At 62.6% G+C, this 25,661-nt stretch carries 17 protein-coding genes and 1 riboswitch; of the genes, 13 read left to right on the top strand and 4 right to left on the bottom strand.

Annotated elements, in window-relative coordinates; all coding sequences use genetic code 11:
- The first annotated feature begins 294 nt into the window (after positions 1-294).
- On the top strand, positions 295-594 hold the full coding sequence (locus tag GSQ77_RS10070; RefSeq protein WP_158901592.1) for a BrnA antitoxin family protein: 300 nt from the start codon (positions 295-297) through the stop codon (positions 592-594).
- Positions 595-1,070: 476 nt separating this feature from the next.
- Here the strand turns inward: GSQ77_RS10070 and GSQ77_RS10065 are convergent, their stop codons facing one another.
- Positions 1,071-1,268 carry a hypothetical protein gene (locus GSQ77_RS10065; RefSeq protein ID WP_158901590.1) on the bottom strand — a complete coding sequence of 66 codons (198 nt, stop codon included), beginning with the start codon at positions 1,266-1,268 and terminating at the stop codon, positions 1,071-1,073.
- A gap of 27 nt (positions 1,269-1,295) precedes the next feature.
- Here GSQ77_RS10065 and GSQ77_RS10060 point away from each other — a divergent pair, with 27 nt between their 5' ends.
- The 12 genes from GSQ77_RS10060 (at position 1,296) to arfB (ending at position 15,532) form a co-directional block, all read left to right on the top strand.
- The gene (locus tag GSQ77_RS10060) at positions 1,296-2,414 is read left to right on the top strand and encodes a substrate-binding domain-containing protein (RefSeq protein WP_158901588.1); all 1,119 of its coding nucleotides are present in this window, start codon (positions 1,296-1,298) and stop codon (positions 2,412-2,414) included.
- A 32-nt stretch (positions 2,415-2,446) separates the two neighbouring features.
- Positions 2,447-3,571: an ABC transporter substrate-binding protein gene (locus GSQ77_RS10055; protein WP_158901586.1), complete on the top strand. Its 1,125-nt coding sequence runs from the start codon at positions 2,447-2,449 to the stop codon at positions 3,569-3,571.
- A gap of 43 nt (positions 3,572-3,614) precedes the next feature.
- Positions 3,615-4,439 carry an iron ABC transporter permease gene (locus GSQ77_RS10050; RefSeq protein ID WP_158901584.1) on the top strand — a complete coding sequence of 275 codons (825 nt, stop codon included), beginning with the start codon at positions 3,615-3,617 and terminating at the stop codon, positions 4,437-4,439.
- Positions 4,440-4,528: 89 nt separating this feature from the next.
- The gene (locus GSQ77_RS10045) at positions 4,529-5,476 is read left to right on the top strand and encodes an ABC transporter permease (RefSeq protein WP_254067593.1); all 948 of its coding nucleotides are present in this window, start codon (positions 4,529-4,531) and stop codon (positions 5,474-5,476) included.
- Positions 5,473-6,525 carry an ABC transporter ATP-binding protein gene (locus GSQ77_RS10040; protein ID WP_158901582.1) on the top strand — a complete coding sequence of 351 codons (1,053 nt, stop codon included), beginning with the start codon at positions 5,473-5,475 and terminating at the stop codon, positions 6,523-6,525. Before GSQ77_RS10045 ends, GSQ77_RS10040 begins: the two co-directional genes overlap by 4 nt.
- A 34-nt stretch (positions 6,526-6,559) precedes the next feature.
- Positions 6,560-7,402, top strand: coding sequence for a phosphodiesterase (locus tag GSQ77_RS10035; RefSeq protein WP_158901580.1), 843 nt, complete (start codon positions 6,560-6,562; stop codon positions 7,400-7,402).
- 292 nt (positions 7,403-7,694) lie between these two features.
- Positions 7,695-7,829 carry an entericidin A/B family lipoprotein gene (locus tag GSQ77_RS10030; protein WP_158901577.1) on the top strand — a complete coding sequence of 45 codons (135 nt, stop codon included), beginning with the start codon at positions 7,695-7,697 and terminating at the stop codon, positions 7,827-7,829.
- Positions 7,830-8,043: 214 nt separating this feature from the next.
- Positions 8,044-8,141, top strand: a riboswitch (TPP riboswitch).
- 87 nt (positions 8,142-8,228) lie between these two features.
- Complete coding sequence (gene thiC / locus GSQ77_RS10025; RefSeq protein ID WP_158901575.1) at positions 8,229-10,145, top strand: phosphomethylpyrimidine synthase ThiC; 1,917 nt, start codon at positions 8,229-8,231, stop codon at positions 10,143-10,145.
- Positions 10,146-10,564: 419 nt separating this feature from the next.
- Positions 10,565-12,163, top strand: a complete 1,599-nt coding sequence (locus GSQ77_RS10020; RefSeq protein WP_158901573.1) for an L-lactate permease — start codon at positions 10,565-10,567, stop codon at positions 12,161-12,163.
- A gap of 388 nt (positions 12,164-12,551) precedes the next feature.
- Positions 12,552-13,496, top strand: a complete 945-nt coding sequence (locus GSQ77_RS10015; RefSeq protein WP_158901571.1) for a DMT family transporter — start codon at positions 12,552-12,554, stop codon at positions 13,494-13,496.
- A 175-nt stretch (positions 13,497-13,671) separates the two neighbouring features.
- Positions 13,672-15,063 (top strand): sensor domain-containing diguanylate cyclase, encoded by a 1,392-nt coding sequence (locus GSQ77_RS10010; RefSeq protein WP_158901569.1) that lies wholly within the window; start codon positions 13,672-13,674, stop codon positions 15,061-15,063.
- A 46-nt stretch (positions 15,064-15,109) separates the two neighbouring features.
- Positions 15,110-15,532 carry an alternative ribosome rescue aminoacyl-tRNA hydrolase ArfB gene (gene arfB, locus GSQ77_RS10005; protein WP_158901567.1) on the top strand — a complete coding sequence of 141 codons (423 nt, stop codon included), beginning with the start codon at positions 15,110-15,112 and terminating at the stop codon, positions 15,530-15,532.
- Between the two features lie 58 nt (positions 15,533-15,590).
- On the opposite strand, the gene recD is transcribed toward arfB, so the two are convergent.
- Genes recD through recC form a run of 3 tightly spaced genes read right to left on the bottom strand, consistent with a single transcriptional unit; the run spans position 15,591 to position 25,319 of the window.
- Positions 15,591-17,792 (bottom strand): exodeoxyribonuclease V subunit alpha, encoded by a 2,202-nt coding sequence (recD, locus tag GSQ77_RS10000; protein ID WP_158901565.1) that lies wholly within the window; start codon positions 17,790-17,792, stop codon positions 15,591-15,593.
- Complete coding sequence (gene recB, locus GSQ77_RS09995) at positions 17,785-21,843, bottom strand: exodeoxyribonuclease V subunit beta (protein ID WP_158901563.1); 4,059 nt, start codon at positions 21,841-21,843, stop codon at positions 17,785-17,787. Before recB ends, recD begins: the two co-directional genes overlap by 8 nt.
- A complete protein-coding gene (gene recC, locus GSQ77_RS09990) occupies positions 21,840-25,319 on the bottom strand; it encodes an exodeoxyribonuclease V subunit gamma (RefSeq protein ID WP_158901561.1) in 3,480 nt (1,159 codons plus the stop codon). The genes recB and recC overlap by 4 nt, the downstream gene beginning before the upstream one ends.
- Positions 25,320-25,661: the final 342 nt, after the last annotated feature.

Here is a 25,661-nt window from a genome sequence, read left to right as displayed (position 1 = left end):
CCGTCGCGATGCTCTTTGATTGTAGCTCTGCTTTTCGTAAAGTTTGTCAGTTTGGCGGTGTTGGGTTGGGTGGGATCGATGTCGCGTTCGCCGTCAGCTGTTACCCAATGATCGGATGATCACCGGGGCATGTCTCTGACCAATGCTGAGACTCAGCATCTCACGAGGCGACTCGATTTAATATACGCACACAAAATACATGCATGGCCAATTTAACGTACGTATACTTATTAACGATGAGTCTGACTTTTGACCCCGTCAAAGACGCAGCAAACAACCGGGAGATGAAAATCGATGACGAAACCTAAACTGATCCGCAACACGCCGGAAGAGGAATTGGCAATTCAACGCGGCATCGACGCGGACCCGGACAACCCGGAGGTCACCGCCGAAGAGGTTGCGAAAATGGTCCCACACGCCGAGTTCATGAAGCGCCAGCGTGGCCGTCCAAAGCTGGAAAATCCGAAAGAGCGTGTGACACTCTATGTGGACGCAGAGGTCGTGAGCGAGTTCCGGGCATCCGGTGATGGTTGGCAAACGCGCATGAACAACGTGCTGCGCGACTGGGTGGTAGCGCACAAAGAGCACGCTTGAGCACTGCCGTCCAAGCAACGCTAGTTCGCGCGCGAATTGAAGTTTCAGGCCGGCTACGTCGGTGCACGTACCGAGGGTCTCGATATGAAAAAGCCCCGGAGACGTTTAATCTGCGGGGCTTCGCGGATAATCCAAGACTACTCAGGAACGCTATTTGGTACCGGGGACCGGACTTGAACCGGCAAGCCGTTAGGCGGCGGATTTTCATCACACTGCGTCTTTCGACGCCGACTTCCAACAAAACGCCATCAACCTTAACGACGCTCCATCAAAACCGTTCGTGCGCTGGACTATGCCTTCACCATTGCGCAACGCGCTGCAGGTGCCCCCCGTCTAGTCTCTACACCTTCCTACCGCAAACCGCTTAACAGCGCCTTCACGACAGGCTTGGCTCGGTGTTGCCTCGGCGCAAGTACGCCAGGGGTTTCGCCGAATTTGAAGGGTTCTACTCCGACCGTTTCCGATCGGGCACTCAATTATTTAAGTCCGCTATGTTTACCAATTTCATCACCCCGGCAGGGCGGACGAGATTCTACCACTGCAGCGCCCGGCGAGCCAGATTCCTGTGCCGCAAGCCGCCATTCATGCCGCACCGCACAAACAAAATCACTAACCCTGCGCCGCAAAAAAATCGTCACAGTACTGTCATTTTGACTGATGATAATGCGCAGCATGAAAACGTTTTCACTTCATTGCGCAAAATGACAGCCACCATCAAGGACGTCGCCGCTCACGCTGGATTTTCGATCGCTACCGTCTCGCGCGCGCTCAATGCGCCGCATACGGTCAGCCCGATCACGCTCGCAAAAATCCAGGCGGCAATCGCGGCGCTGAAATTCCAGCCCAGTGCGCTGGGGCGTCAACTGCGCGCCGAGCATACCGGGCTGGTCGGCATCGTGCTGCCAACCCTCGCCAACCCGGTGTTCGCAGAAACCTTGCAAGGCATCGACGAAGCGGCCGGCGCAGCCGGTTATCGCCTGGTGCTGATGACCACCCAATACGACGCCCAACGCGAACAACACGCCCTCGAAATACTGCGCGGCCAGCGCGTAGACGGCGTAATCATCACCGTCACCGATGGCAACTCGAATCCACTGCTCGATGCGCTGGAAGCAGACCATCTACCCTACGTACTCGCGCATAACGACACAGCCTGCCGCCCTTCAGTCTCAGTCAACAACCGGCGCGCCGCCCGCGACGGCGTGCGTGTGCTGGTGGCGCAAGGGCACCGCCAGATACTGATGGTGGCAGGTTCGCTCAATGCCTCCGATCGCGCTCGCCAACGCCACCTCGGCTATTGCGACGCGATGCAAGAGGCGGGGCTCGAACCGCGTGCCGCCATCGAAGTCGACTTCAACGCCGAACGGCTCTCCCCCGCCACGTTCGCACGCTTGTTCGAAGGCGCCAATCGGCCCACGGCGCTTTTTTGCAGCAACGATCTACTGGCCATGGTGGTCATGCGTGCGCTGCGCGCAGCCCACCTCGAAGTGCCGCGCGATATGTCGATTCTCGGTTTCGACGGACTTTCGATGGGTGAGTTGCTCTCACCCGCGCTAGCCAGCGTGTGCGCACCCAATCGCGAAATCGGCACGCAAGCGTGGCGACAGCTACGTGCCCAGATCCAGGCTCGCCTGCCAGCCGCCGCGAATGGCGCCACGCTAATCGACGATGGCCGCCAACCCCAGCGTCTAGGTCTGACACTGCCGCATTCGATCCGGCATGGCGCAACTATCGCGCCATACGTTGGCGAAAAAAGCGAGCCGACGGCAGCAGCGCCGGCCGCCCCTCTCACCGCGTCCGGGTCCACCCGCCGCGCCTAACCGCTCACGTGCTACATCTCAGGAGATCTGTTATGAAACGTCTGGCCTCAAGTCTGACTGCGCGCCTGCCTGGTCTGATTGCAAGTCTGCAAACTCGCTTATCGACCGTCGCGAACGTCACGACTCTCGCACGCCGCGCACGCGTACTGCAATCGACTGCCGTGCTGCTGGTAGCGAGTGCAGCCGCCATCCTGGCGCCGACGCAAGCCGCGCGCGCCGACGAAACGGCGATCTGCTACAACTGCCCGCCGGAATGGGCCGATTGGGCCTCGCAGATTGCCGCGATCAAGCAAAAGACCGGAATCCGCGTGCCCTACGACGACAAGAATTCGGGGCAAGCGATCGCACAGATGATGGCCGAAGCCAAGAGCCCGGTCGCCGACGTGGTTTACCTGGGCATCTCGTCCGCCTTTCAGGCCGAGGACCAAGGCCTGCTGCAACCGTATGCGCCGGCTCATATCCAGGACGTCCCGGCCACGCTGAAAGACCCCAAGGGCGAATGGTTTGCGATCCACTCCGGCACGCTCGGGTTCTTCGTCAACAAAGATGCGCTCGAAGGCAAACCGGTACCGCGCTCGTGGGCCGATCTGCTCAAGCCTGAATACAAAGGCATGATCGGGTATCTGGACCCGTCGTCGGCGTTCGTCGGTTACGCCGGTGCGGTTGCGGTGAATACGGCACTGGGTGGCACGCTCAACGATTTCAGCCCGGCCATGAATTGGTTCAAGGCGCTCAAGGCCAACGCGCCCATCGTGCCCAAGCAAACTGCTTATGCACGCGTACTTTCGGGCGAGATTCCAATTCTGCTCGACTACGATTTCGATGCTTACCGTGCCAAATATAAGGATCACGCCAACGTCGAGTTCGTGATCCCGCGCGAAGGCACGATTACCGTGCCCTACGTGATGGCGCTCACCAAAGGCGCGCCGCATGAAGCCAACGGCAAGAAAGTGCTCGATTTCGTGCTCTCCGACGAAGGCCAGGCGCTGTGGGCCGCCGCTTACCTGCGACCGGTACGTGCAGTGAAACTGCCGCCCGACGTGGCATCGAAGTTCCTGCCGGCGAGTGACTATGCCCGCGTCAAACCGGTCGACTTCAACGCAATGGCGCGTGCCCAGCGCAGTTTCGGTGAAGCCTATCTGACGCTGATGCATTAAGCTGGCAGCATCGCGGCCCGATACGTCAACCCGACCCGCCATCATGCACGACCTGACCTTTCCGGTACGCTGGCGCATCGCGCTGCTGGCGCCTGCACTCGCGCTCTTTACCGGCTTCTGGCTGTTGCCCATCGGGCGGCTGATCCAGATAAGCGGCGGCAACGACGCGCTGGCCACGTATCGCGCGGTGCTGACCAACCGCCGCTACCTGGAAAGTCTGGGCGCCACGGTCGCGCTGTCGATCGCGGTCACGCTCGCCACGCTGGTGCTCTCGGTAATCGTCGGCCTGTTCCTCACGCGTCATAGCTTTCCAGCCAAGCGCGTGCTGCTCGCGCTGCTGACCTTTCCGCTGGCATTTCCCGGGGTGGTGGTCGGCTTCATGGTGATTATGCTGGCGGGCCGCCAAGGCCTGATCGGCGCGCTGACCATGGCGCTCACCGGTAACAAATGGGTCTTCGCCTATTCGATGACGGGCCTTTTTGCCGGCTACCTGTACTTTTCGATTCCGCGCGTGATCATCACGGTGATGGCCGCCGCAGGCAAACTCGATGCATCGCTCGAGGAAGCGGCCCGTTCGCTGGGTGCAAGCCCCTGGCAAATCATGCGCGATGTGGTGTTGCCGGCGCTCGCACCTGCGCTGACTGCCGCGGCGGCGGTCTGTTTTGCGACCTCGATGGGCGCGTTTGGCACAGCGTTCACGCTAGCCACCGATATCGACGTGCTGCCGATGACCATCTACACCGAATTCACGCTCAACGCCAATATGGTCACGGCCGCGGTATTGAGCCTGGTGCTGGGCGTCGTGACTTGGGCGGTGCTCGCCCTGGCCCGTAACTTGACCGGCCAGGCCGCCGCAGCTGCGGCCTGAGACTCTGAGTCCATGCAATGAGCGAACCGACCTTCGAACCTAGCCGCAAACCGGCCCGTGAACTGACTCGCGAATTGATCATGAACCAGATGCAGTCCAGCTCCGCCGCGCAGCTCGCGCCAGTTCGCACGCGACGCCTGCGCTCGCTCAACTGGATCACCGTGGGCCAAGTGATGGTGACACTGGCCTTGTGCGCGTTCTTGATCGTGCCGATGCTGATGTCGGTGATGGCCGGGCTGACCGTCAACTATTTCCGCGGCGTATCGAGCGGCTTGACCTTGCGCTGGGTCAGCAACGTGCTCGAAACCTACGGCGACTCGGTGCTGACGTCTCTGTACGTCGCTGCGATCACGCTTGCACTGGTGCTGCTTACCGGCGTTCCCGCAGGCTACGCGCTGGCGCGCTCGCGCACCCGCTTGTCGCGCCTGATCGAAGAAATGCTGGTGCTGCCGATTGCGCTGCCGGGCCTGGCCACGGCCTTGGGTCTGCTGGCTATCTACGGCGGCTTCAGCGCATTTCGCAACAGCCTGTGGTTTATCGTGGTCGGGCACTTCGTGTTCACGCTGCCGTTCATGGTGCGATCGGTCGCAGCCATTTGCGCCAGCATCGATTTGCGTACGCTCGAAGAAGGCGCGGCCAGCTTGGGCGCGCGCTTTAGCCAACGCTTTTTCACCATCGTGCTGCCCAATGCCTGGCCCGGCATCCTGGCAGGCGCACTGACCGTGGTCACGCTTTCGCTAGGCGAATTCAACCTGACCTGGATGCTGCACACGCCCGACACCAAGACGCTGCCGGTCGGCTTGGCCGATGCCTATGCCTCGATGCGTATTGAAATCGGCAGCGCCTACACCATCGTATTTTTCGCGATCACGATTCCGCTGTTGATCGGCATGCAACTGCTGGGCATCGATCCTGGCGGCAACCTCGACCCGCAACGGCTGCAACGCAAGCACGCCAAGCGCCGCGCGCGGGAAAGCGCCAGCATCGCGGCCAGCGCCGACGCGAACACCCGCGCCCTACCGGAAAACCCGCTATGAAACTCGATTCGATTCCGGTCACCCTGCGTCAGTGCGGCAAAAGCTTTCGCGGCCAGCGCGTGCTGCAGCCTTTGGACCTCAGCATAGGCGCGGGTGAAACGCTGGTGCTGCTCGGTCCCTCCGGTTGCGGCAAGACGACCACCTTACGCATGATTGCCGGGCTCGAGCAACCGGATGCAGGTGGCACCGTGCTGTTCGGCGACGAAGACGTCACCGCCAGGCCGATCGAACAGCGCCAGGTCGGCATGGTGTTCCAGAGCTATGCGCTGTTCCCCAACCTGAACGTACGCGGCAATATCGCGTATGGCTTGCGCATCAAAAAGGCCGATCCGGCCACGATGCGTCAACGGGTCGGCGAGCTGCTCGAATTGATGGAACTCGAAGCGCATGCCGACAAGCCGATCAACGAATTGTCCGGCGGCCAACGGCAGCGTGTCGCCCTGGCCCGGGCGCTGGCCCCGCAGCCGCGCGTGCTGTTGCTCGACGAACCGCTGACCGCACTGGACGCACGTTTGCGCGATACGCTGCGCACCGAAATGAATACGCTATTGCGCGGCCTGGGCATCACCACTGTCTACGTCACGCACGATCAAGCCGAAGCCATGGCGCTGGGCGACCGCATCGTGGTCATGAGCGCCGGGCGCATCGAGCAAATAGGCACGCCGCGCGACATCTACTATCGGCCGTCCAATCGCACGGTCGCGCAGTTTATCGGCACACTGAACCGGCTATGTGGCGAAGTGCGCGACGGCATGCTCAACACGCTGGGCGGCGCAGTGCCGCTGAATGCGCCGCTGCCCACGGGCGCTGCGACCACCTACTTCCGGCCGGAAGACGCCACCCTGGTCGCGCCCCATGCAGCGCAACTCCACGGTGTCATCGAAGCGGCGCAGTTCCTGGGAGAGCGCACGCGACTGCGCATCACGGGTGCGGCGCCCGACACGCTGGTCATCGACGTGGCCGGACATGTGGAATTGAGTCGCGGTACTGCGGTGGGCTTAGCACTGCGGCCCGATGCACTGCTGGCCTTTGAAATTGCTGGCCTTTGAAATCGATTAAGCTGTTTTTTGTCAGGACACGTTCATGCTGCTCGCTCAAATCACCGATCTTCATATCCGCCGGCCCGGCCAACTTGCCTATCGGCAGGTGGACACCGCGCCGTTCCTGCAACGCTGTATCGCCAAGCTCAACGCGCTCACGCCGCGTCCCGACGCGGTGCTCATTACCGGCGATCTTGTCGACGCGGGCCACGCCGACGAATACGCGCATCTGCGTACGCTGCTCGCGCAACTGCAATTGCCCTACTACCTGATGGTGGGCAACCACGATAGCCGAGCACCGCTGCGCGCCGCGTTTGCCGACGCCGCCTACCTGGGCGGCGACCCGGACGGCTTCATCCAGTACCGATTCGATCTCGCCACGCCGGGGGCCACCGTGCGGGTGCTCGCGCTCGATAGCCTGGACGCGCCGAACAGCGGCGGCCGTTTGTGCGCAAGCCGGCTCGCGTGGCTAGAGGCCGAGCTCGAACAAGCGCGTGCCATGCCGGTTATCGTGGCGCTGCATCACCCGCCGTTTGCAACCGGCATCGAGCATATGGACGAGGCCGCACTCGCCCTGCAAGACGCGCAAGCGCTGGAGCGCCTGATCGCCAAACATCCGAATGTCGAGCGTGTGCTGTGTGGTCATTTACACCGGCCTATCCATGTCCGCTTTGGCGGCACCATCGCCTCGACCTGCGCGTCGCCGGCCCATCAGGTGGCGTTCGATTTGCGGCCCGAGGGCCCTTCCGCTTTTGTGATGGAACCGCCCGCCTTCGCGCTGCATCTCTGGGATGCACAGGCAGGCGTCGTGTCGCACCACGTTTATGTTGACGACTACGCGGGACCGTACCCCTTTCACGAGGAAGGCGGGGGCTTAATAGGCTAAGAGACTAAGCATTAATGACTTGGATCAGTCATCACCGTCCGCGTCCTGACCTCGTTACCGCAGGGGTGTGAACGCAAGGCGTCCATTTACATCTGGATACATCGCCTGGCAGAACTCGTGGAACGCTTATCGCGAAATAAGTGTCACACTAACCAGTTACGCGAAATGCGCGTGAGCGGCACAGATCGCAAACGCGCTGCGGATCGATATTTGCTCCGATCTTTGCCGGGGCACTTCGCGAGACGCAACGTAGCCCTCCTATCCAGATCAATCGTCTTCGAGGGGATTCAAAATGACCAAGCTCTTTTCGCTTTTGCTAGTCGCCGGTGTGGTGGTTTTCGCAGGGTGCAATACGGTCGCCGGCGCGGGCCAGGATATTTCGAAAGGCGGCCACGCCATCACCAATAGCGCCGACGAAAACAAATAAGCCACAGTAAGGTGCCACCTTCGCCGCGAGCCAGTAGTGGGCGCCGCGGCGGCAATGTGCGTCCGATACTCATCGATCGGGCGCATTTTTTGTTGCGATTTTGCGCCGGCGGCGTCCAACCCACCCGCGCTGCAACCTACAATCGTGCCGACCCTCACGGCAAATCGTGCACATCGGCGCTTGCGCGATCCGCCGTGCACGGTGTATCGTGCGAACTGCAACGCGGGGGTCCTGTAACTGGGTTACGGGTGAGAAATACCCTTAGAACCTGATCTGGATAATGCCAGCGCAGGGAGCGTCGCGGGTCACTCCCCTCCCGACCCGCCCCGACCCCCTCCGAAAATATCAGTTTCCTGCGTGGCAGATCCGCGGCATCCGCTGCTTTATCCAGGAGACGTAATGAACGCCAACCCCAAATTCCTTTCGGCCGACGCGCATGTCGACGCGCTGGCCATTCAGCCGCTGCCGAACTCCACCAAAAGCTATGCCGTGGGTTCGCGCCCCGACTTGCGGGTGCCGATGCGGAAAATCGCGCAATCGGCCACGCCCACTGATTTCGGCGGCGAGCTAAATCCTGACGTGTACGTGTACGACACATCGGGCCCTTACACCGACCCGGAAGTGCGCGTCGATATCCGCTCGGGCCTGCCCAGCGTGCGCACCGCGTGGTTGGACGAGCGCGGCGACTCCGAAGAACTCTCCGGTTTGACCAGCGCATTCGGCCTGGAACGCGCAGCCGACCCCGCCACCGCCGAATTGCGTTTTCCGGGCCTGCACCGCAAACCGCGTCGTGCGAAGGCCGGCAAGAACGTGTCGCAGATGCATTACGCGCGCCGCGGCATCATCACGCCTGAAATGGAATATGTGGCGATCCGTGAAAACATGCGTCGCGACGAATACCTGCAAAGCCTGCGCGATTCGGGTCCGCAAGGCAACAAGCTGGCCGAGCTGATGGGGCGCCAGCACCCGGGCGAGTCGTTTGGTGCCAGTACGCCGAGCAAAATCACGCCTGAATTCGTGCGTGAGGAAATCGCTCGCGGCCGCGCGATCATTCCGGCCAACATCAACCATCCGGAAGTCGAGCCGATGATCATCGGACGCAATTTCCTGGTCAAGGTCAACGCCAATATCGGCAATTCGGCCGTGACTTCGTCGATCGGCGAAGAAGTCGACAAGATGACCTGGGCGATCCGCTGGGGCGCGGACAACGTCATGGATTTGTCGACCGGCAAGCACATCCACGAAACGCGCGAATGGATCGTGCGCAATAGCCCGGTGCCGATCGGTACGGTGCCGATCTATCAAGCGCTCGAAAAGGTCAACGGCCGCGCCGAAGACCTGACCTGGGAAATTTTCCGTGACACGCTGATCGAACAAGCCGAACAAGGCGTCGATTACTTCACGATCCACGCCGGCGTGCTGCTGCGCTACGTGCCGATGACCGCCAACCGGATGACCGGTATCGTCTCGCGCGGCGGTTCCATCATGGCCAAATGGTGTCTGTCTCACCATCGCGAAAGCTTCATCTACGAGCATTTCGAAGAAATCTGCGAAATCATGAAAGCCTATGACGTGTCGTTCTCGCTGGGCGATGGCTTGCGTCCGGGCTCGATTTACGACGCCAACGACGAAGCGCAACTGGGCGAACTGAAGACGCTGGGCGAGCTCACCCAGGTTGCATGGAAGCACGACGTGCAGGTGATGATCGAAGGCCCCGGCCACGTGCCGATGCAATTGATCAAAGAGAACATGGATCTGCAGCTCGAGTACTGCGACGAAGCGCCGTTCTATACGCTGGGGCCGCTGACGACCGACATCGCGCCGGGCTACGACCACATCACCTCGGGTATCGGCGCGGCGATGATAGGCTGGTTCGGCACCGCGATGCTGTGCTACGTCACGCCCAAGGAACATCTGGGTTTGCCCAACAAGGACGACGTCAAGACCGGCATTATCACGTACAAGCTTGCCGCGCATGCAGCCGATCTGGCCAAGGGCCATCCGGGCTCGCAGATACGCGACAACGCCTTGTCGAAAGCCCGTTTCGAGTTCCGCTGGGAAGACCAGTTCAACCTCGGCCTGGACCCGGACAAGGCGCGCGAGTTTCACGACGAAACGCTGCCCAAGGATGCCGCAAAAGTCGCCCACTTCTGTTCGATGTGCGGCCCGCACTTCTGCTCGATGAAGATCACGCAGGACGTGCGCGAATACGCAGCCAAGCAAGGCATCAGCGAAATCGAAGCCCTCAAGCAAGGCATGGAAGTCAAATCGATCGAGTTCGTCAAAGCCGGCGCCGAAATTTATCAGCGCCAGTAATCGACCGTAACAGGGCCGACGGTACTGCTGCAGACCGTCGTCGACTCGGCCAGCGGGCCGGTCGACAGCCCAGCAACCTAGTCGGCGCCGGGGTCACCCCGGCCCGGCAGGCAGCTTCTGCGCTGCGTCCTCCTCTGCTTCTCGCCTGCTTCCTCCCCGCTTTCTCCCCTGCTTTTCTCTTCTACACTCCCGTCGCCACGCGGCTTTGCAGCGCAAGACCGTGCCTAGTCGTTTCAGCTTTCAATTTGCCAACGTCCGCTGTCGGTACATACCCTAAATTGTGCGGTGCATCTACGCAGCCTATGCTGCGCGTGACGCACACGGTTTTATATATGATTTGGTAATTCGATTTCGCTCGGCCTGCGGAGCCGGATTTCACATCGCTCGAAAATCGCAGTTAATAATTCTTCGGAGACGTGATGTTCCATCAACTGCTTACTCCTATCGGGGATTCTCTATTCCCGAGCTTCCTGGTAGCAATCTTGCCGATCGCAACGGTTCTTGCGTTGCTCGGCATCCTGCGTCGGCCTGCGTGGCAAGCCTCGCTGGCAGGGTTGGTCGTCGGCCTGATCGTGGCTGTCACGGCGTGGCAATTCCCGATTGGCTTGGCGCTCAATTCGGTCGCCTCGGGCGCCGTGTTCGCAGTCTGGCCTGTCATGTGGATCGTGGTCGCCGCGATTTTGCTGTACAACATTGCGGTGCGCTCGGGTTACTTCGATGCGTTTCGCAACTGGCTGCTCGAGAATCTGCCCAATGACCGCCGCATTGTGCTGGTGGTACTCGGCTTTTCGTTCGGTGCGCTGCTCGAAGGCATCTCGGGATTCGGCACGCCGATCGCGATTATCAGTTCCATGCTGATCATGCTGGGCTTTCCCGCTCTCGAAGCGCTGACCTTCACACTTATTTTCGATACCGCGCCGGTGGCCTTCGGCGCGCTCGGCGTGCCGATCACGGTGTTGTCGGCCGTTACCCACTTGCCGGCTACCTCGCTCGCGCAAATGGTCGGTCGCCAGTTGCCGCTGTTCGCATTCCTGCTGCCGTTCTACGTGATCACGATATACGCCGGCTTTCGCGGCATGCTCAAGATTTGGCCGGTCCTGGTGGTAGCGGGCCTGAGCTTCGCGGTCACGCAGTTCGTGATGTCGAACTACCTGAGCTACGCGCTGACCGACGTCCTGGCGTCGCTCGCGTCGCTGATCCTGACGATCGGGTTCCTGAAAGTGTGGAAACTCGAGCCGGATCCGAAGTATGCGATCAACGTCGATCGCTCGAAGCATCACGGCAGTGCCGTCAAAAGCGTCGCAGGCTGGTATCCGTGGCTCATCGTGTCGGTTGTCGTGATTGCCTGGACGCTGCTCGGCGTCGCCAACGTCGGTGCGCAGAAAATAGCGTGGCCCGGCCTGGATCAGGCCGTGTACATCACGCTGTACAAGACTGTTTATGGCGCTATCTGGGTGTTCCAGCCGCTCGGTACCGGCACCGCGATTCTCGTGGCGGCAATTATCACGGCGCTCATTACGCGCTTGCCCGTCCGCGAGTTTTTCGCGGCCGTTTGCGACACCTGGCAGCAGACGCGCATCGCCATCTTCACGGTTGCGACTATCGTTGGGCTCGCCTTTTTGATGAACTACTCCGGCATGACCTACACGCTGGGTCTCGGCGTGGCTTCGGTCGGCGTGTTCTTCCCGTTGGTCTCGCCGTTCCTGGGTTGGGTGGCTGTGTTCCTGTCGGGCAGCGACACCTCGGGTAACGCGCTGTTCGGCAACCTGCAGGTGGTGGCAGCCAACCAGCTTGGCCTGAATCCGGTCCTGATGGCGGCAACCAACTCGTCGGGCGGTGTGATGGGCAAGATGATTTCGCCGCAAAACATCGCAACGGGCGTTGGCGTGACCGAACTCAAGGGCAAGGAAGGCCTGGTCTTCGCCAAGACCTTCAAGCACAGTATTGCGTTGACGGTGCTGCTCGGGATCATCGTCTGGATCCAGCAGTACTACATACCGGGCATTATTCCTCACTAAGCCTTTTGTACTTGCCGGCGCGAGCCGGCAGCATCGCCCCGGCTGCTCACGCACCGGGGCGTTTTTATTTGGGCAGGGGACTTGGCGCGTGCGGCGTTTGAGGCGCTTCGGACACTTGGCGCGCTTAGGATGCTTGGGACGCTTGGGACATCCACAGCATCCGACACACCGAATCTTGCTCTTCGATTCAATCATAGAGTCCCGCCAATGTTCAGGGCGATGCCCCGGTGCTAACATCGGGGCACATCAATGGTGCGTTCGTCGGCGCTCCCTGCGCCGCACCGGTTGCCTCCGAGGCGCCACCGCAAATGGTCCCACGCTCGCCCCCCGCGCTCGCCGACACCGCATCGCCATTGCCCGGTACGACTTCGCCCTACTTTGCCCCGTCATGAACCTCAAAAGCTTTCTCAGTCTGATTATTCTCGCCGCGCTCTGGGGTGCCTCGTTCCTGTTTATCCGGGTCGGCGTTGCCGAATTCGGACCTGCCGCGTTGATGGCATTGCGAGTGTCGATCGCCGCTGTTGTTTTACTGATCGTGCTCGGCAGCCGCAACGGCGTGGCTGGTTTGAAGAGCTTGCGCACGCACGCAGGACCCTTATTCGTAGTCGGCGTACTCAACTCAGCGGCGCCGTTCTGCCTGTTCGCGATTGCCGAGCAGACGCTCAGCGCCGGATTGACCTCGGTCATCAATGCCACCACGCCGCTGTTCGGCGCGCTGGTCGCATTCGTCTGGCTCAAGGAGACACTCAGCCCTAGCCGAATCGCGGGCATGGTGCTCGGCTTCGCCGGCGTGCTGGTTCTCGTCTGGTATCAAATCGAAGTCCCGGCCGGCGGCGCAGGCGATACGGGCAGCACCGGCGCGAGCGCGCCATGGCATAGCATTCTGGCGGCAGGCGCCGCGTTGGGCGCCACGTTCCTCTATGGCATCGCTGCCAATTACACCAAGCGAGCGCTCACCGGCGTGCCGCCTTTGGTGGTCGCCACGGGCAGCATGACAGGCGCCAGCGTGGCACTGCTGCCCTTCGCGCTCCTGAACTGGCCCACCGCAGCGGTATCGGTGCGCGGATGGGGGGCTGTGATCTGCATGGCCATAGCCTGTACGGCCCTGGCTTACCTCATGTATTTCCGCCTGATCGCCAAAGCGGGTCCAGCCGCCGCGATGTCGGTCACGTTCCTGATCCCTGTATTCGGCATCCTGTGGGGCAACCTGTTTCTCGCCGAACCCGTCTCGCCGGCTTTGGGCGGCGGCGTCGTGCTGGTGCTCGCCGGTACTGCGCTGGCCACCGGACTGTTGCAAAAACTGCGGCTGCACCGCACACCGCGCACGTCCTAACCAAGACGATGCAGAGGAAAGCGCGGAAGAAAATACGATAAAAGTACGCGATAAGTGTCGGCACTTCACCAGCCGACTTGTCTCATTTTGACGAATCCACGCTCGAGGAGCTCGGGGGCCACTACCTTGCCAAACGGATTTGCTACACTGGGGCCACACCAATTCGAGGCCCGCAATGGAAGGAATGATACAACTGCCAACCACGCGCTTTCATGCGCTCAGTGCTGGCGCCGTGGCCCTCGCAATCTTGACCGCCTTTTGTCTTACCTGGCCCTGGGCCAACTTCTACCTCACTCCTGTAGATCCGTTTTTACCCATCTTCAACACCGCCGTGTTCTGTACCGAGAGTCTGACGGCGGTGATCTTATGTGTACAGTTCACAATTTTCCGGCAGCCGTACCTCGCGGCACTCAGCGGCGCTTTCGGCTTCGTGACGGTGGCCGACCTGGCGCAGTTGCTGGTGTTTCCCGACATTTTCGCGCCGACCGGCTTGTTTGGCGCCAACAGTCAAAGCGCGGCCTGGATCTGGGTTTTCTGGCACGGCGGCTTTCCGATTGTGTTGTTGATCGCATCGGTCATCAAGCGTCATTGGGGTGAGACGGTCCTTGAGCCGCGTCATACGATACCGACGGCCGTGGCGCTGATCGGTGGCCCGATGCTGGTGTCGGCAGCGCTGTGCTACCTCGCCATCGCCGCGCATGGTTCGCTGCTGTCCACGATCATTGTCGGGCACTCGTATTTGGCGCTGGTGCACAACCCGGTGTCTGTCGCCGTGGTGCTGGCCAATTTGCTCGCGCTATTGACCATTGCGCTCGCCAGCCGCACCCGCGCCATGCTTGAGCTATGGATATGTATCGCGCTGCTTGCCGCCAGTTGCGACGTGATCATTACGTTCGTGGCCGGCGCACGCGGCACGCTGGGCTGGTACACCGCGCGCTGTTTATCGGTGGTTTCGGCAACGGCCGTGCTCAGCATGCTCTTCTGGGAATTCAACCGTCTCTACCGCAACTTGAGCACGGCTAACACTCAGCTGACTGAATATTCTATCCGCGACGGACTCACCGGCATTCATAATCGACGGTATTTCGATGAGTTTCTGGCACGCGAAGTCGAACACGCGCGACGCACCGGCAAACCGCTCTCGCTGTTGATGGCGGATGTCGACTTTTTCAAACCTTACAACGACACCCTCGGTCACCTGCAAGGCGACGCCTGCCTGATCGCCGTGGCCCAAGCACTGGCGAGCCAGATCCGGCGGTCCGGCGACTTGTTGGCGCGCTATGGCGGTGAGGAATTCGTGGTCGTACTCCCCTGCGCCGATCGTGACTCCGCGACCTTTATCGCTGAAAAACTGCGCGAAGCCGTGTTCGCCGCCGGGATTGCCGCTCCGGCCAGCGACGCGCCCGACCATCCGGGCGTGGTGACATTATCGATAGGCGCGGCCACAATGGAGCCTTCCGGCGACAGTCGCAATTTGCTCGCGGCCGCTGACCAGGCACTCTACATGGCCAAGCATGCAGGCCGCAACAGGGTTTGCGTGGCCGCCCCCGCGGCGCTGGCCGCGTGAAACGCGCGGCGCGGACCTGCACGCCGCGCCCTGCAATAACCCGCTCATGATCGTACCTGCCCAGCAGTGGACCTTGCGTCCCGAAGACGTCGAAATGACCGCTATCCGCGCACAAGGCGCGGGTGGCCAGAACGTCAACAAGGTGTCGAGCGCGATCCACTTGCGTTTCAACATCGGTGCGTCGGCGCTGCCCGATGCCATCAAAGCCAGACTGTTTGTGCTGCACGACAGTCGCATCACGCGCGACGGGATGGTGGTCATTAAAGCCCAGGCACACCGCACTCAGGAAATGAATCGCGCCGATGCGCTCGCGCGACTCGCCGCACTGATCGACAGTGTCAGTGTGCTGCCGCGCGAACGCGTCGCCACACGTCCGACACGCGCGTCGCAGCGCCGCCGGTTGGAAGGCAAGACGCGCCGCAGCGCGATCAAAGCGGGACGCGGCAAAGCGTCTGGCGACGCGGACTGAGCGGTTGCGGTTGCGGTTGCGGTTGCGGTTGCGGTTGCGGTTGCGGTTGCGGTTGCGGTTAAACGTTGCTCACGGTGGTCAGCGATGCCTCTGCAAGTCGCGCGGCCAATCCGGAGTCGCGCGCAGTGCGTGCGGAGATCGCTTCGGCGAGGACATCCGCAGCGGTATAAATTGCCACTGCCGCACGGGCTCGCGTAACTGCCGTATAGACCAGCTCACGCGTCAATACGCGGCTCGCGACTGCGGGCATTACCAAAGCCACGCGTTGAAATTCCGACCCCTGCGATTTATGCACGGTCATCGCAAATGCGGTTTCGTGCGGCGGCAGCGCAGCAGGCGACACCGCGCGATAACGACCATCGGCCGCGCGAAACCAGACCCGCAACGTGTCCGCGGTTTCCCCCGCCGGCAGCGCAATGCCGATATCGCCATTGAATAAGCCCAGCGCGTAGTCATTACGCGTCACCATGACAGCCCTTCCGGCGTACCACAGCGCATCGCTCGCAACCGGTGCGAGCGCTGCTTCAGCGGCCCCGCCGGCCGCGCGCAAGGCCTGCCGCACGCGCAGCGTCAATTCGATATTCAACCGCTCCACACCTCGCCAACCGGCGCGCACCGCACACAACACCCGGAACTGATTGAACGCATCGAACAGCGCCGCGGTGTCAGCAGTGCCAATCTCAGCAAGCGCTGAGGCGCCGGGCGTGTCAGCCTCAAATCGGTGAGCGCTGCCTCGCCCGGCGCGGATGGTCAACCAGTTGGCCAGCGCGGCCACATACACCGCATAACCCTCGGCCAACGCGCTGAGCGAGGCCGGTTTCAGCATGGTCATCGCATCCGCATGCAGCACTGTGTCGCTATCGCCACCCTGCAAAATCGCCAGCGCCGGTTTGACTCGTCCGGCGCGTATCGCCAACGACAACTGCCCGATCGATGAGTCCAGGCCAAAGCGATAGTTACGTTCCAGCCACACGACGCAATCTGCCAATGGCGCAGCAGGGGTGTCTGCGCGAGCATCCGCATCAACGTCAGCATCGGTATCGGTATCGGTATCGGTATCGGTATCGGTATCGGCGCTTTCCCACACAGGCCACGCATCGGTCAATTGCCGCGGCGACACCTTCAATTGCTCAGCAATCAGCGCCACGCGAGCGGCAGACAACGAGGGGCGCGCGCTGAGTTCAGCGAAGACGGCGCCCGCTTCGACCGCCGAGAGCTGATCCTTGTCCCCGAGCAAAATCAGGCGTGCTCCGGGGGGAATCGCGTCGACCAGCCGCGCGGCAAGAGCGACGTCTATCATCGAAGCCTCGTCGACCACCACGACGTCATACGGCAGCGGCGCCGCGCGATGGTGCCGAAACTGCCCGCCGGGCCCTACGCCCAACAAGCGATGCAGCGTATAGGACTGCGTCGGCAGCCGCGCCGCGGCCTCGGGCGGCAGGTTGCCGGCGCGCTCCAGCAACGCTTCCTGCATGCGTTGCGCCGCTTTGCCGGTCGGTGCTGCCAACGCGATACGAAGTGTGGTTTGGCGCACCGCCGCCTGGGCCAACAGCCCTGCCAAAATTGCCACGACGGTAGTGGTCTTGCCGGTGCCCGGCCCTCCGCTGATGATGGTGAGCCGTCCGCTCAGCGCCAACGCCACGGCCACCCGCTGCCAATCGATTTCGCCGGGTGGCGGCGCGACAAAAAAAGCCTGTAGGCTTTCATCGGCGATGGCGGCGCCGCTTTCCGCTTCGCGCGCGCGTGTCACCAGCGCCGCTGCCAGTTGTCGTTCGAAATCGTAATAGCGCGCAAGGTAGAGAAGGTTTTGCGCATCGAGCACCAACGGCAACAACGCGGCGCTCGCGCCACCGCCATCGCACACCACGCCGCTGGCAAGCAGACGCGCTCGCAATGCCGCAACGTCGGCAGCCCGCTGCCCTGAGCTGAGCCGCGAGTTGAACTCGATGTGGGACTCAATGCGGGACTCGATGCGCGACCCAACGCCGGACTCGACGCGTGCACCAGCGGATTCGAGCACGCTTTCAAGCCCGATGCAGACATGCCCTTGGCTGGTCGCGCGGCTGATCGCAAATGCGGCTCGCTCGACCCACCGCACCGTCACCGCCTCGGCGCCAGTACGGCGCGCCAGTAGCGCCAGGCGTGTCGCAAAACCGTCGGCCAAAGCCAACTCCATCGGCACCGCCGGCACCGCACCGATCTCATCCACGCGCGACAAGCGCTCGGGTGGCGACGATTTCGAGGTAAAAAGATCATCCATTGCCGCCCCCTTGCATCAACCGATCGAGTGCTTCGATCATCTCGAGCGGCGGCCGATCGCACCACACGCCGGCAGGTAGGCCGTCGACCCGCCAATCAGGCCTGACCGCGCGCACAAACAAATAAAGACTGCCGCCGACGTGACGCTGATAGTCGTAGTCCGGCAGCCGATGCCGCAAGTAGCGATGCAGGGCGAGAACATAGATCAAGGCCTGCAACGTGTACAAATGATCCTGCATTGCCGCGCTGAGTTGCGCGGGCCCGTAATCGCCCGGATGCTCGCCAAGGAAATTCGATTTCCAATCGAGCACCCAGAATCGCTCGTCGTATTCGAAAACCAGATCGATAAAGCCTTTCAGGTAGCCGTCGAGCCAGCCGCCATTGAATGCCAATTCGGGCAGCACGCCATAACCGTGCACGCGCAGCAGTTCGGCCAGTGCGGCGAGATTCACCGCCTTGGCGGGAAACGAAAACTCCAGTTCGGTCAGCCGTTTCGCGGGGGTGACCTGTGCCAAGGTCAAGTGCGGCGCTTCGGGCCCGGCTATTCGAGTCGATACGACATCGCCAAGCAGGCGGTTCATCATCGCCGGCAGGCGCGGCGCTAGCTGTGCGGCGGCCGGCGCCGGACGTTCCCGCAAGGCGCGCTCGACAGCCGGGGCCCAAGTCAGCGGTTCGTTGAAATCGGCCAGCTCGAACATCCGATGCAGGCATTCGCCCGCCGCCGAGCCACGCGGAAAATCAATGATGTCGTCGTTGCCGCGCGCGATCGGTATGGGCTCAGCGGTCTGCGGGGCGTAAAGATAGTTGTCGTCGAAGTCGTCGTCGAAATCACCGATCGACAGTGTGGCGACCGGCAGCGTGGCGACCGGCGATCCCGGCACACGTAGCCCTGCCAGCGCATCGTGATCCGGTCGCAAACCGGCCAAGTCATGAGCGGCTTGCGCGCCTTGGCCGAAGGGCCGCGCATTGGCCGTACCCGAGGCCGCCAAGGCACTGAAGCTGGCAATCCGCCAACTGTCGCGCAGGCCCCTGCGCGCAACGCGAGCGGCAAACCGGGCATCGCGATGGTCCTGGGCTTCCAGCGGCTGCGCGCTCCTGGCGGCAGGCAAAGACAGCAAGCCGATCGCCGAGCTGGACAGTGCCTGCCACGCTTGCGCGAGTTCCGTCTCTTCAAGCGGCTTGGCCTGCCAGTTTGCATAGCTATCGCCGCGGCCCGCTACCAGCCACTCGAGAACGCTTTTACGCGACTCCGTCGTAGAGCCCGTCGAGCCGCTGGCATAGGGGCCGCTGACGAGGTAACAGCGATAGACTGCGCGCGTGAGCGCCACGTAAATCAGCCGCGCGCGTTCCGCCGCTTGCTCGATCGCGGCTTGATCGCGCGCCAGCGCTATCGTATCGGCATCGCAACCGTAGTGCAGCACCGCGCCATCGGCGTCGCGATATTCGCGCGCATCCGGCAGTTTGCCGGCGCTCGATGGCCGCTGCGCGTTGTCGTTCAGGAACGGACAGAACACGATCGGGTATTCAAGTCCTTTCGATTTATGCACCGTGACGATTTGCACGAGATTGCGGTCGGACTCAAGCCGCAATTGCGCCTCTTCGCCCAGGCCCGGCTCGTTACGCTCGCTGGCCAGCCAGCGTAACAAGGGAGCGAGGCCGCTTTGCGTCGCGGCCTGCGTCTGCGCCAACTCGCTCAGGTGCGCCAGATTGGTCAAGCGTCGTTCGCCTTCGGGCTGCAAGGCAAGCCGTTGTTGCACCTTGAGTTCGTGCAGCAGGGTGCGCCACATCGTCGCGAAACCGCGTTCGTTCCAGAGCAAGCGATAACGCGAAAAACGCTCGACCCAGGATGTGGCGTCGGTTACGTCTGTCGCATCTGCTGCGTCTGTCGCTTCGGTATGGGCGCCGCCGGTACGTTCGGCGTGGTCGAGCGCCCATAGGTGCTGCGCATCCAGTCCGATCCAGTCGGTCGCCAGTGCGGCGCGCATGCGGCGTGGATCGCCCGGCGTATCGATAGCCTGCAGCAGCCGCTCAAGACACGCCGCATCAGCCGACGCGAATACCGATGCTTGCGTAAGCTCGACGCTGCCCACGCCCCATTCCGCCAACACGCGCTTGATCAGGCCGCCCTGCTTTTTCGTTTGCACCAGCACGGCGATGTCGCCCGGTGCCAACGCTGTGTTGCCAAGCGAAACCCGTGCGTCGCGGCCGCCATTGAGAAGTCGCACTATCTCTGCGGCACAGGCGTGCGCTACGCGCGTTTGCGCTTCACGCTTGCGCAATACGGCGTCGCCGCCGGGCAATCGCCAGATCCGTAAAGCCGGCTGGGTCAGGCCGATCTCCGCATCTGCAGCGTCGTCGTCGCGTAACGGTGGTCTCGCGCGCGTGCCGGCACGTACGGGCTCGTAGGTCAGGCCCGGCAGAATAAACGCGGCGGGGTTGGTGGAAAAAATCTGATTGCAGGCCGAAATCATAGGCGCAGTGGAGCGCTGGTTCACCGCCAGCGTGTAACGCGCAGTAGCGCGCTCGCGCGCAGCCAGATAAGTATGTAGGTCGGCCGCGCGAAAGCTGTATATCGCCTGCTTGGGATCGCCGACCAAAAACAGGGGTGACGGCGTTTCCCCTGCCGGCGCAAAGACCCGGGTAAAAATATCGAACTGCAGCGGATCGGTATCCTGGAACTCATCGATCAGCGCCGCGGCGTAGCGTTGCCGGATCGCCGCCGCGAGCCATTCGTGGCGAGTCAGCGCGCGATGCAGATCGCTGAGCAGATCGTCGAACGAAACCGTACCGCTCGTGAGTTTCATCTCGTGCAGAGCCGCCGGCGCCCATTCGAGCCACTGCCGGACCAGACCCAACCACAGATGCTCGTGCCATTGTGTCAGCGCCTGGGCGGCGTCGAGCACGGCGTCGGCCGCGGCAAAGAACGGATGCTCGGGCAACTCGGCGCCTTTTTTCAGGCCCTTGATCATGCCGTTGTGACCGATGCGCGCCCCGTTGGCGGGGGGTACTTGGATGCGCCCCGCCGCAGAATCTTGAACGCGCCCCGCCGCGGAATCGTGGACGTGCCCCCCCGCAAAATACCGCCCCCAGGAATCGTAAGCGCCGCGCACCAGCTCGGGTTTATGCGAGTTTTGTTTGAGCTGCGGCTGAGCGCGTTCAAGTAGGCTCAGCAGCGCCTCATGCTGCGACTGCCAAATCGTCGCGGCTGTCGCGTAAGCGTCGGTAAATGCGCGCTCGAGGGCGCCTCCTCGCTCGGCATTCGCTGCGCCGCCGGACTCGCCGTCCGACACATCGCTCCAGATAATTTGCGCGAGCGGCTTTTTGAGGCGACGCGCAAGATGGATGTCGAGCGATTCGGGGCTCGCGCGCAAATCGACCAGCCACGCAGCGAAACCCGGCTCGCGCTCGGCAACCGGCTCGACGCGCGTACGCCAGAACTGCATCGCCACGTCCGCACGCAACGCGCGATCGTCATTGGCAAGCTCGAACTCGAACGGCATCCCAGCCGCGAATGGCGCCTGTTGCAACGCGCGCTGGCAAAACGCATGTATTGTATGTATCGCCGCCTGATCGAATCCGCGCACCGCATGTAGCAAGCGCAAGCGTGCATCCGCGAGCGAGATCGCGTGATGCGGCGCATTGCCCACCGTGGTTTCCAGCAAACGAACGACGAAGGGATCCCCGCCCGTCAACTCGTCGACGATCGCGCGCACCAAACTATTTGCACCTTCCCCTCCACCTCCACCTCCACCTCCATCTTCGGCTTCGGCTTCGGCTTCGGCTTCAGCGAATTCGTCGGCATGATCCAGCAACGCATCCAACACCTGGATCACGCCACTCAACCGATCGCGAATCCGTTCGTGCAGTTCCGCCGTCGCGGCCTTGGTGAACGTGACGACCAGAATCTGTTCAGCGCTCAGGCGCTTTTCCAACAGCAATCGCACATAGAGCGCACAGATATTCCAGGTCTTGCCGGTACCGGCCGATGCTTCGATCTGGCTGATGCCGTCAAGTGCACAATTGAAAACGTCGAGTTCGTGCGGCGAGTTCATGATGATTCGGACTCCCGCAGATGTTCAGCTAGCGGACCAAACACCGCCTTCGCAAGCTGCTCGAATACCGGATCGAGCACCGCTCCCGGCGTCGGCAGGTCGCGCAACGCCAACTCGAGGTAGGCATCCTCTGCCTCTCCACGCGAGAACATGCTGCCCTGCCAAACCTTATGGGCTTCGGCCGTGCCGTCCGCCTGATAAGCCCAGGCACTCTTCGGGAAAAAATGCAGAGGCACGCGCAAGCCCGCCTGATAAAACGCCAGCAACTCGGCAAGCCGCGCCGGCGCATCGGCCACGCGCGTCAATTCGAAATCCTCGCCTTCGCCGAACCAGCGAGTGCGCGGTTCAACCCCGGCAGGCGCACTCGCGCATAACACCAGATGGGCCAACCACGCAGATAAATAATCGCGCGCGGTCGGTCGCGCGTAACGATAAATCACCAGGCCGTTCACGCCGACCTCAGGCAACACGCCGCTTAAGACGAACGGTTGCGTATCTCCTGCATCGACAGGCGCAGCCAACTCAGCAAGCCTTTGCCAGTCGGAAGACTCCACCCCATGCGTTTGCCCAACGAGCGGCCAGCGCGGTGTCAGCGAGAGAGCGAACGGCACGCGCCACGTACCGGCCCGGCTCGCCTGCTGGACTTCGCGAGCCAGTTCGCTCAGGCCATGCAAAGCGCGCTCCCGCCAGATGCCGCCCGTGGCGCCGTCTGGCAACTCGGGGCTGGCAGCGGCGATGCGTGCGGCACGGATCTCGGCTGTGGCATCCCGCGCATGATCGCCCGCGGGATAGTCCGCCGGGATCGACGTTTCTTCCTCGCTCAGCAACACCGGCAGCAAACGTGCCGCCAACGCGTCGCGACCATCCCAGCCGAGCGCGAACGGCGCGCTGTCGGCCAAAGCCGGATCCGCATCGAACAGCGCGATCCCCAAGCGCTCACGCAGCAAATGACGAATGGGATGACGCCAGAAACGCTCGAAGCTGACGAACTCAATTTCGGTTTCCGTTACGGCCGGCAGCGGCTCGGTAAAAAATGGCAAGCGTCGCCGCGGCGCCGGATCGGCCAATGCGGCCGCGATCTGGCTGCGCTCGGCGTCGTAGGTATACAAACCGTCTTGCTGCAAAGCATATTGCGCCGCAAACGATTGCAAGGGATGCTCCGTTACCAGAGCATCACGCGCCGCGTGCAACTCGGCCGTGCTCGCGGTTTCGCCCGCGCGCGCGCGCGCAAGGTAGTCGAGCAATTCGGCCACCAGTGCTGCCGGCGGTAGTGCGGCGTTGTCGCGTATGCTGCGTCCCGTGTAAAAAATCAGCAGCCGCTCGCGCGCCGCCAGCAACGCGTCGAGAAACAGATTGCGTTCGTCGTCGCGCCGCTGACGGTCGCCGAGTTTGGGGAATGCGGCGATCAGGTCGAACTCGTCGGCACGTGCCAAGCTGGGCAGCTTGCCGTCGTTCAAGTCGAGCAGGCAGACCACTTTGAACGGCAGGCCGCGCAGGCTGGTCAGCGCCGAGAAGGTCACGCCGCCCCATGGCACGCCGCCCCGAGCCGGATCGTCCAGTGTCGACGCCAAGGCCGCGCGCCACACTGCGGCAGGCACGTCCAGACCGGCCGCGCCATCGTCCATCATGCCGGCGAGCCGGTCGATCGCGTCACGCAGTGTGTCCAGGCTGTCGGTAAATTCCAGTTCCGATGCAAAGAAGGTGGCCAGCGCCGAGCGCGACAATTCGGCCCAGCCGACCGGCGTCGCCTCACGCTCGCAGGCTCGCGTGAAGGCGATCAGATCGTCGACACAGCGACTCAGGCGGCCCAGCAGGTCAGCTTGCGCTCCGTCGGCGCCTTGTATCGGTAGCCAGCCAGCCACCGGTTCGGCGGCATCGGGCAAGGCATAACCCAAATACAGTCTCAGTAGCGCATCGGCCAGCGTGTGCCGCGCCAGCGGCACACCGGGGCCTTGCGGCACGCCCGGCTCAAGCCCACGCCGCGCGCCCGCTGCGGCGAGCCATTGCTGCGCCGTCTCCAGTTGGGCCGCGTCGATGCCGTAACGCGCTGCCACCGCATCGACCCTGAGCCACTCGATCACCTGCGATGCGCTGATCTCCTCGGCGCGCGACGCCAGCAATTCAAGCAGCATGCGCGCCGCCGGATTGGCCTGCGACGGTGGCAACCCCGAGATACGATACGGGATACGCCGCTGCTGCACCGCCGTGCCGAATACTGCATCGATCAGGGGCGCCGCGCTCACCAGATCGGGCACGGCCACCATCACATCGGCCGGCCGAAGCTGCGCGTCGGTTTCGAACAGCTCCAGCAACCGGTCGTGCAACACTTCGAGCTGCCGCGACAAACTGTGGCAGGCATGCACTTCCAGGCCCGCCTGCGCACCGTCGGGCAAGCTCGGCCATTCGGTCAAATCGAGGATGGCGTTCTGGCTCGCCGCGAGCCAGGTCGGCGCGTCGCTGGCTTCGAAGTACGAGGCCTCGCGCCCGGTCGCGCCTTCGGTGAGTTCCTGCAGCATATGCAACTGCGCCTGCGTCTGCCGCCCCCATTCAGCCAGCAGAGGGTTGCCTACTGCGTGATAGTCGGCTTCGCCGCGCAGCGCCAGCGCGTCGACCTGCGCTACGGGCAGGATGTCGGTCCAGTATTCGCGGCACGGGTTGAACACATACATACGCACATCGATCCAGCGCCCCAGCTCACGCAATAACGCAATCTGCAGCGGGGGCATGGTTGGCAGCGCGAATACGCTGACTCGCTCGGGCCAGCCTGCGCGTGCCACCGTATCGAGGTCCAACTGCGCCGCCAGTTCCAGGAAGCGGTAAGCCGGCGGCGTCACGAGTCCGGCCTTATCGGCGCTGCCTGCGCGGGAAGTGCCGACGGAAGTGCTAATGGACGTGCTGACTTCGGCCAGCACTTCGCGCCACAGCGCGGACTGCCATTGTTCGTCTTCGCGTTGCACCGCGGTGGCGTCGGCCAGGCGCGGATTCAGGCGCGCGGCTTCGCCGAGCGGATCGAAAATGGACGTGCCCTGCTGCCATGCGGCCAGCCACTCGGGACGGTAAGTCAGGTAATGATCCAGCACCGTCGCAACCCGTTGCGCCAACTCGTAGCGCATGCCCGCGTGCGCCTGCGACAGATAAGCGTCGAGGCGCACTGAGCCGCGCGCGCGGCTCGGATCGAGCAGACGATAGCAACGCCAAGTCAAGCGTTCGGGCGCAAACGGCGATTGCTCGGGCACCGGGATGACGGCGCCGATACGTGCCCAGATCCATTGCGCCAGATAGGTGAAGTCAAGGTTCGCGCAGATTCCGAAGCGCTCGGCCACATCGAGTTCCAGGCGCCGACGCACCGCGGCGCTGGGCACGATCACGGTTTCGCGGGTCCACGGGCTGGGCGCCTCGGCCATGCCTTGCGCCAAACCGTCCAGTACCGCCTCGGTCAGCGCTTCATAACGATTCGAATAAAACAACGTCAGCATGGATGGTGGGCAGCTCGAGTCACAGTCTGATACGGCAATCGGATACGGCGGAAGGAATTGATACACCCAGATATAACCCGGGCACAACGCAAGCGCAACGCCGCGGGCAGGCACGCGGTCCAGCATCGAGCGTGGCGCAACACCGGGGCGCTTGCAAGGATAGCAGAGCGCGGCGCGCGCACGCGACTCGAATGTAGGTTGCGATGTGCGTCGCGACGTGGGCCGGGATGCGCCGCTGCGACGTGAGCCGAAAGCGCACCTGATGGTGGATAGCCCCACAGCATGGCGAACCGAATGGCCGTTGCGGGATTGCTTCACGAACCCTTTGCAATGCCGCACGGC

It is taken from the genome of Burkholderia sp. L27(2015) (assembly GCF_009765705.1).
GTDB lineage: Bacteria > Pseudomonadota > Gammaproteobacteria > Burkholderiales > Burkholderiaceae > LMUX01.
Note: the sequence above shows the minus strand (reverse complement) of the source record. Positions and strands in the feature narration are given on the sequence as shown.

What these genes read in the sequence shown, in the direction of transcription:
- GSQ77_RS10070 (WP_158901592.1), top strand. Translation starts at nt 295, where the DNA reads ATGACGAAACCTAAACTGATCCGCAACACGCCGGAAGAGGAATTGGCA.
- GSQ77_RS10065 (WP_158901590.1), bottom strand. Translation starts at nt 1,268, where the DNA reads ATGCTGCGCATTATCATCAGTCAAAATGACAGTACTGTGACGATTTTT.
- GSQ77_RS10060 (WP_158901588.1), top strand. Translation starts at nt 1,296, where the DNA reads ATGACAGCCACCATCAAGGACGTCGCCGCTCACGCTGGATTTTCGATC.
- GSQ77_RS10055 (WP_158901586.1), top strand. Translation starts at nt 2,447, where the DNA reads ATGAAACGTCTGGCCTCAAGTCTGACTGCGCGCCTGCCTGGTCTGATT.
- GSQ77_RS10050 (WP_158901584.1), top strand. Translation starts at nt 3,615, where the DNA reads ATGCACGACCTGACCTTTCCGGTACGCTGGCGCATCGCGCTGCTGGCG.
- GSQ77_RS10045 (WP_254067593.1), top strand. Translation starts at nt 4,529, where the DNA reads ATGCAGTCCAGCTCCGCCGCGCAGCTCGCGCCAGTTCGCACGCGACGC.
- GSQ77_RS10040 (WP_158901582.1), top strand. Translation starts at nt 5,473, where the DNA reads ATGAAACTCGATTCGATTCCGGTCACCCTGCGTCAGTGCGGCAAAAGC.
- GSQ77_RS10035 (WP_158901580.1), top strand. Translation starts at nt 6,560, where the DNA reads ATGCTGCTCGCTCAAATCACCGATCTTCATATCCGCCGGCCCGGCCAA.
- GSQ77_RS10030 (WP_158901577.1), top strand. Translation starts at nt 7,695, where the DNA reads ATGACCAAGCTCTTTTCGCTTTTGCTAGTCGCCGGTGTGGTGGTTTTC.
- thiC (WP_158901575.1), top strand. Translation starts at nt 8,229, where the DNA reads ATGAACGCCAACCCCAAATTCCTTTCGGCCGACGCGCATGTCGACGCG.
- GSQ77_RS10020 (WP_158901573.1), top strand. Translation starts at nt 10,565, where the DNA reads ATGTTCCATCAACTGCTTACTCCTATCGGGGATTCTCTATTCCCGAGC.
- GSQ77_RS10015 (WP_158901571.1), top strand. Translation starts at nt 12,552, where the DNA reads ATGAACCTCAAAAGCTTTCTCAGTCTGATTATTCTCGCCGCGCTCTGG.
- GSQ77_RS10010 (WP_158901569.1), top strand. Translation starts at nt 13,672, where the DNA reads ATGGAAGGAATGATACAACTGCCAACCACGCGCTTTCATGCGCTCAGT.
- arfB (WP_158901567.1), top strand. Translation starts at nt 15,110, where the DNA reads ATGATCGTACCTGCCCAGCAGTGGACCTTGCGTCCCGAAGACGTCGAA.
- recD (WP_158901565.1), bottom strand. Translation starts at nt 17,792, where the DNA reads ATGGATGATCTTTTTACCTCGAAATCGTCGCCACCCGAGCGCTTGTCG.
- recB (WP_158901563.1), bottom strand. Translation starts at nt 21,843, where the DNA reads ATGAACTCGCCGCACGAACTCGACGTTTTCAATTGTGCACTTGACGGC.
- recC (WP_158901561.1), bottom strand. Translation starts at nt 25,319, where the DNA reads ATGCTGACGTTGTTTTATTCGAATCGTTATGAAGCGCTGACCGAGGCG.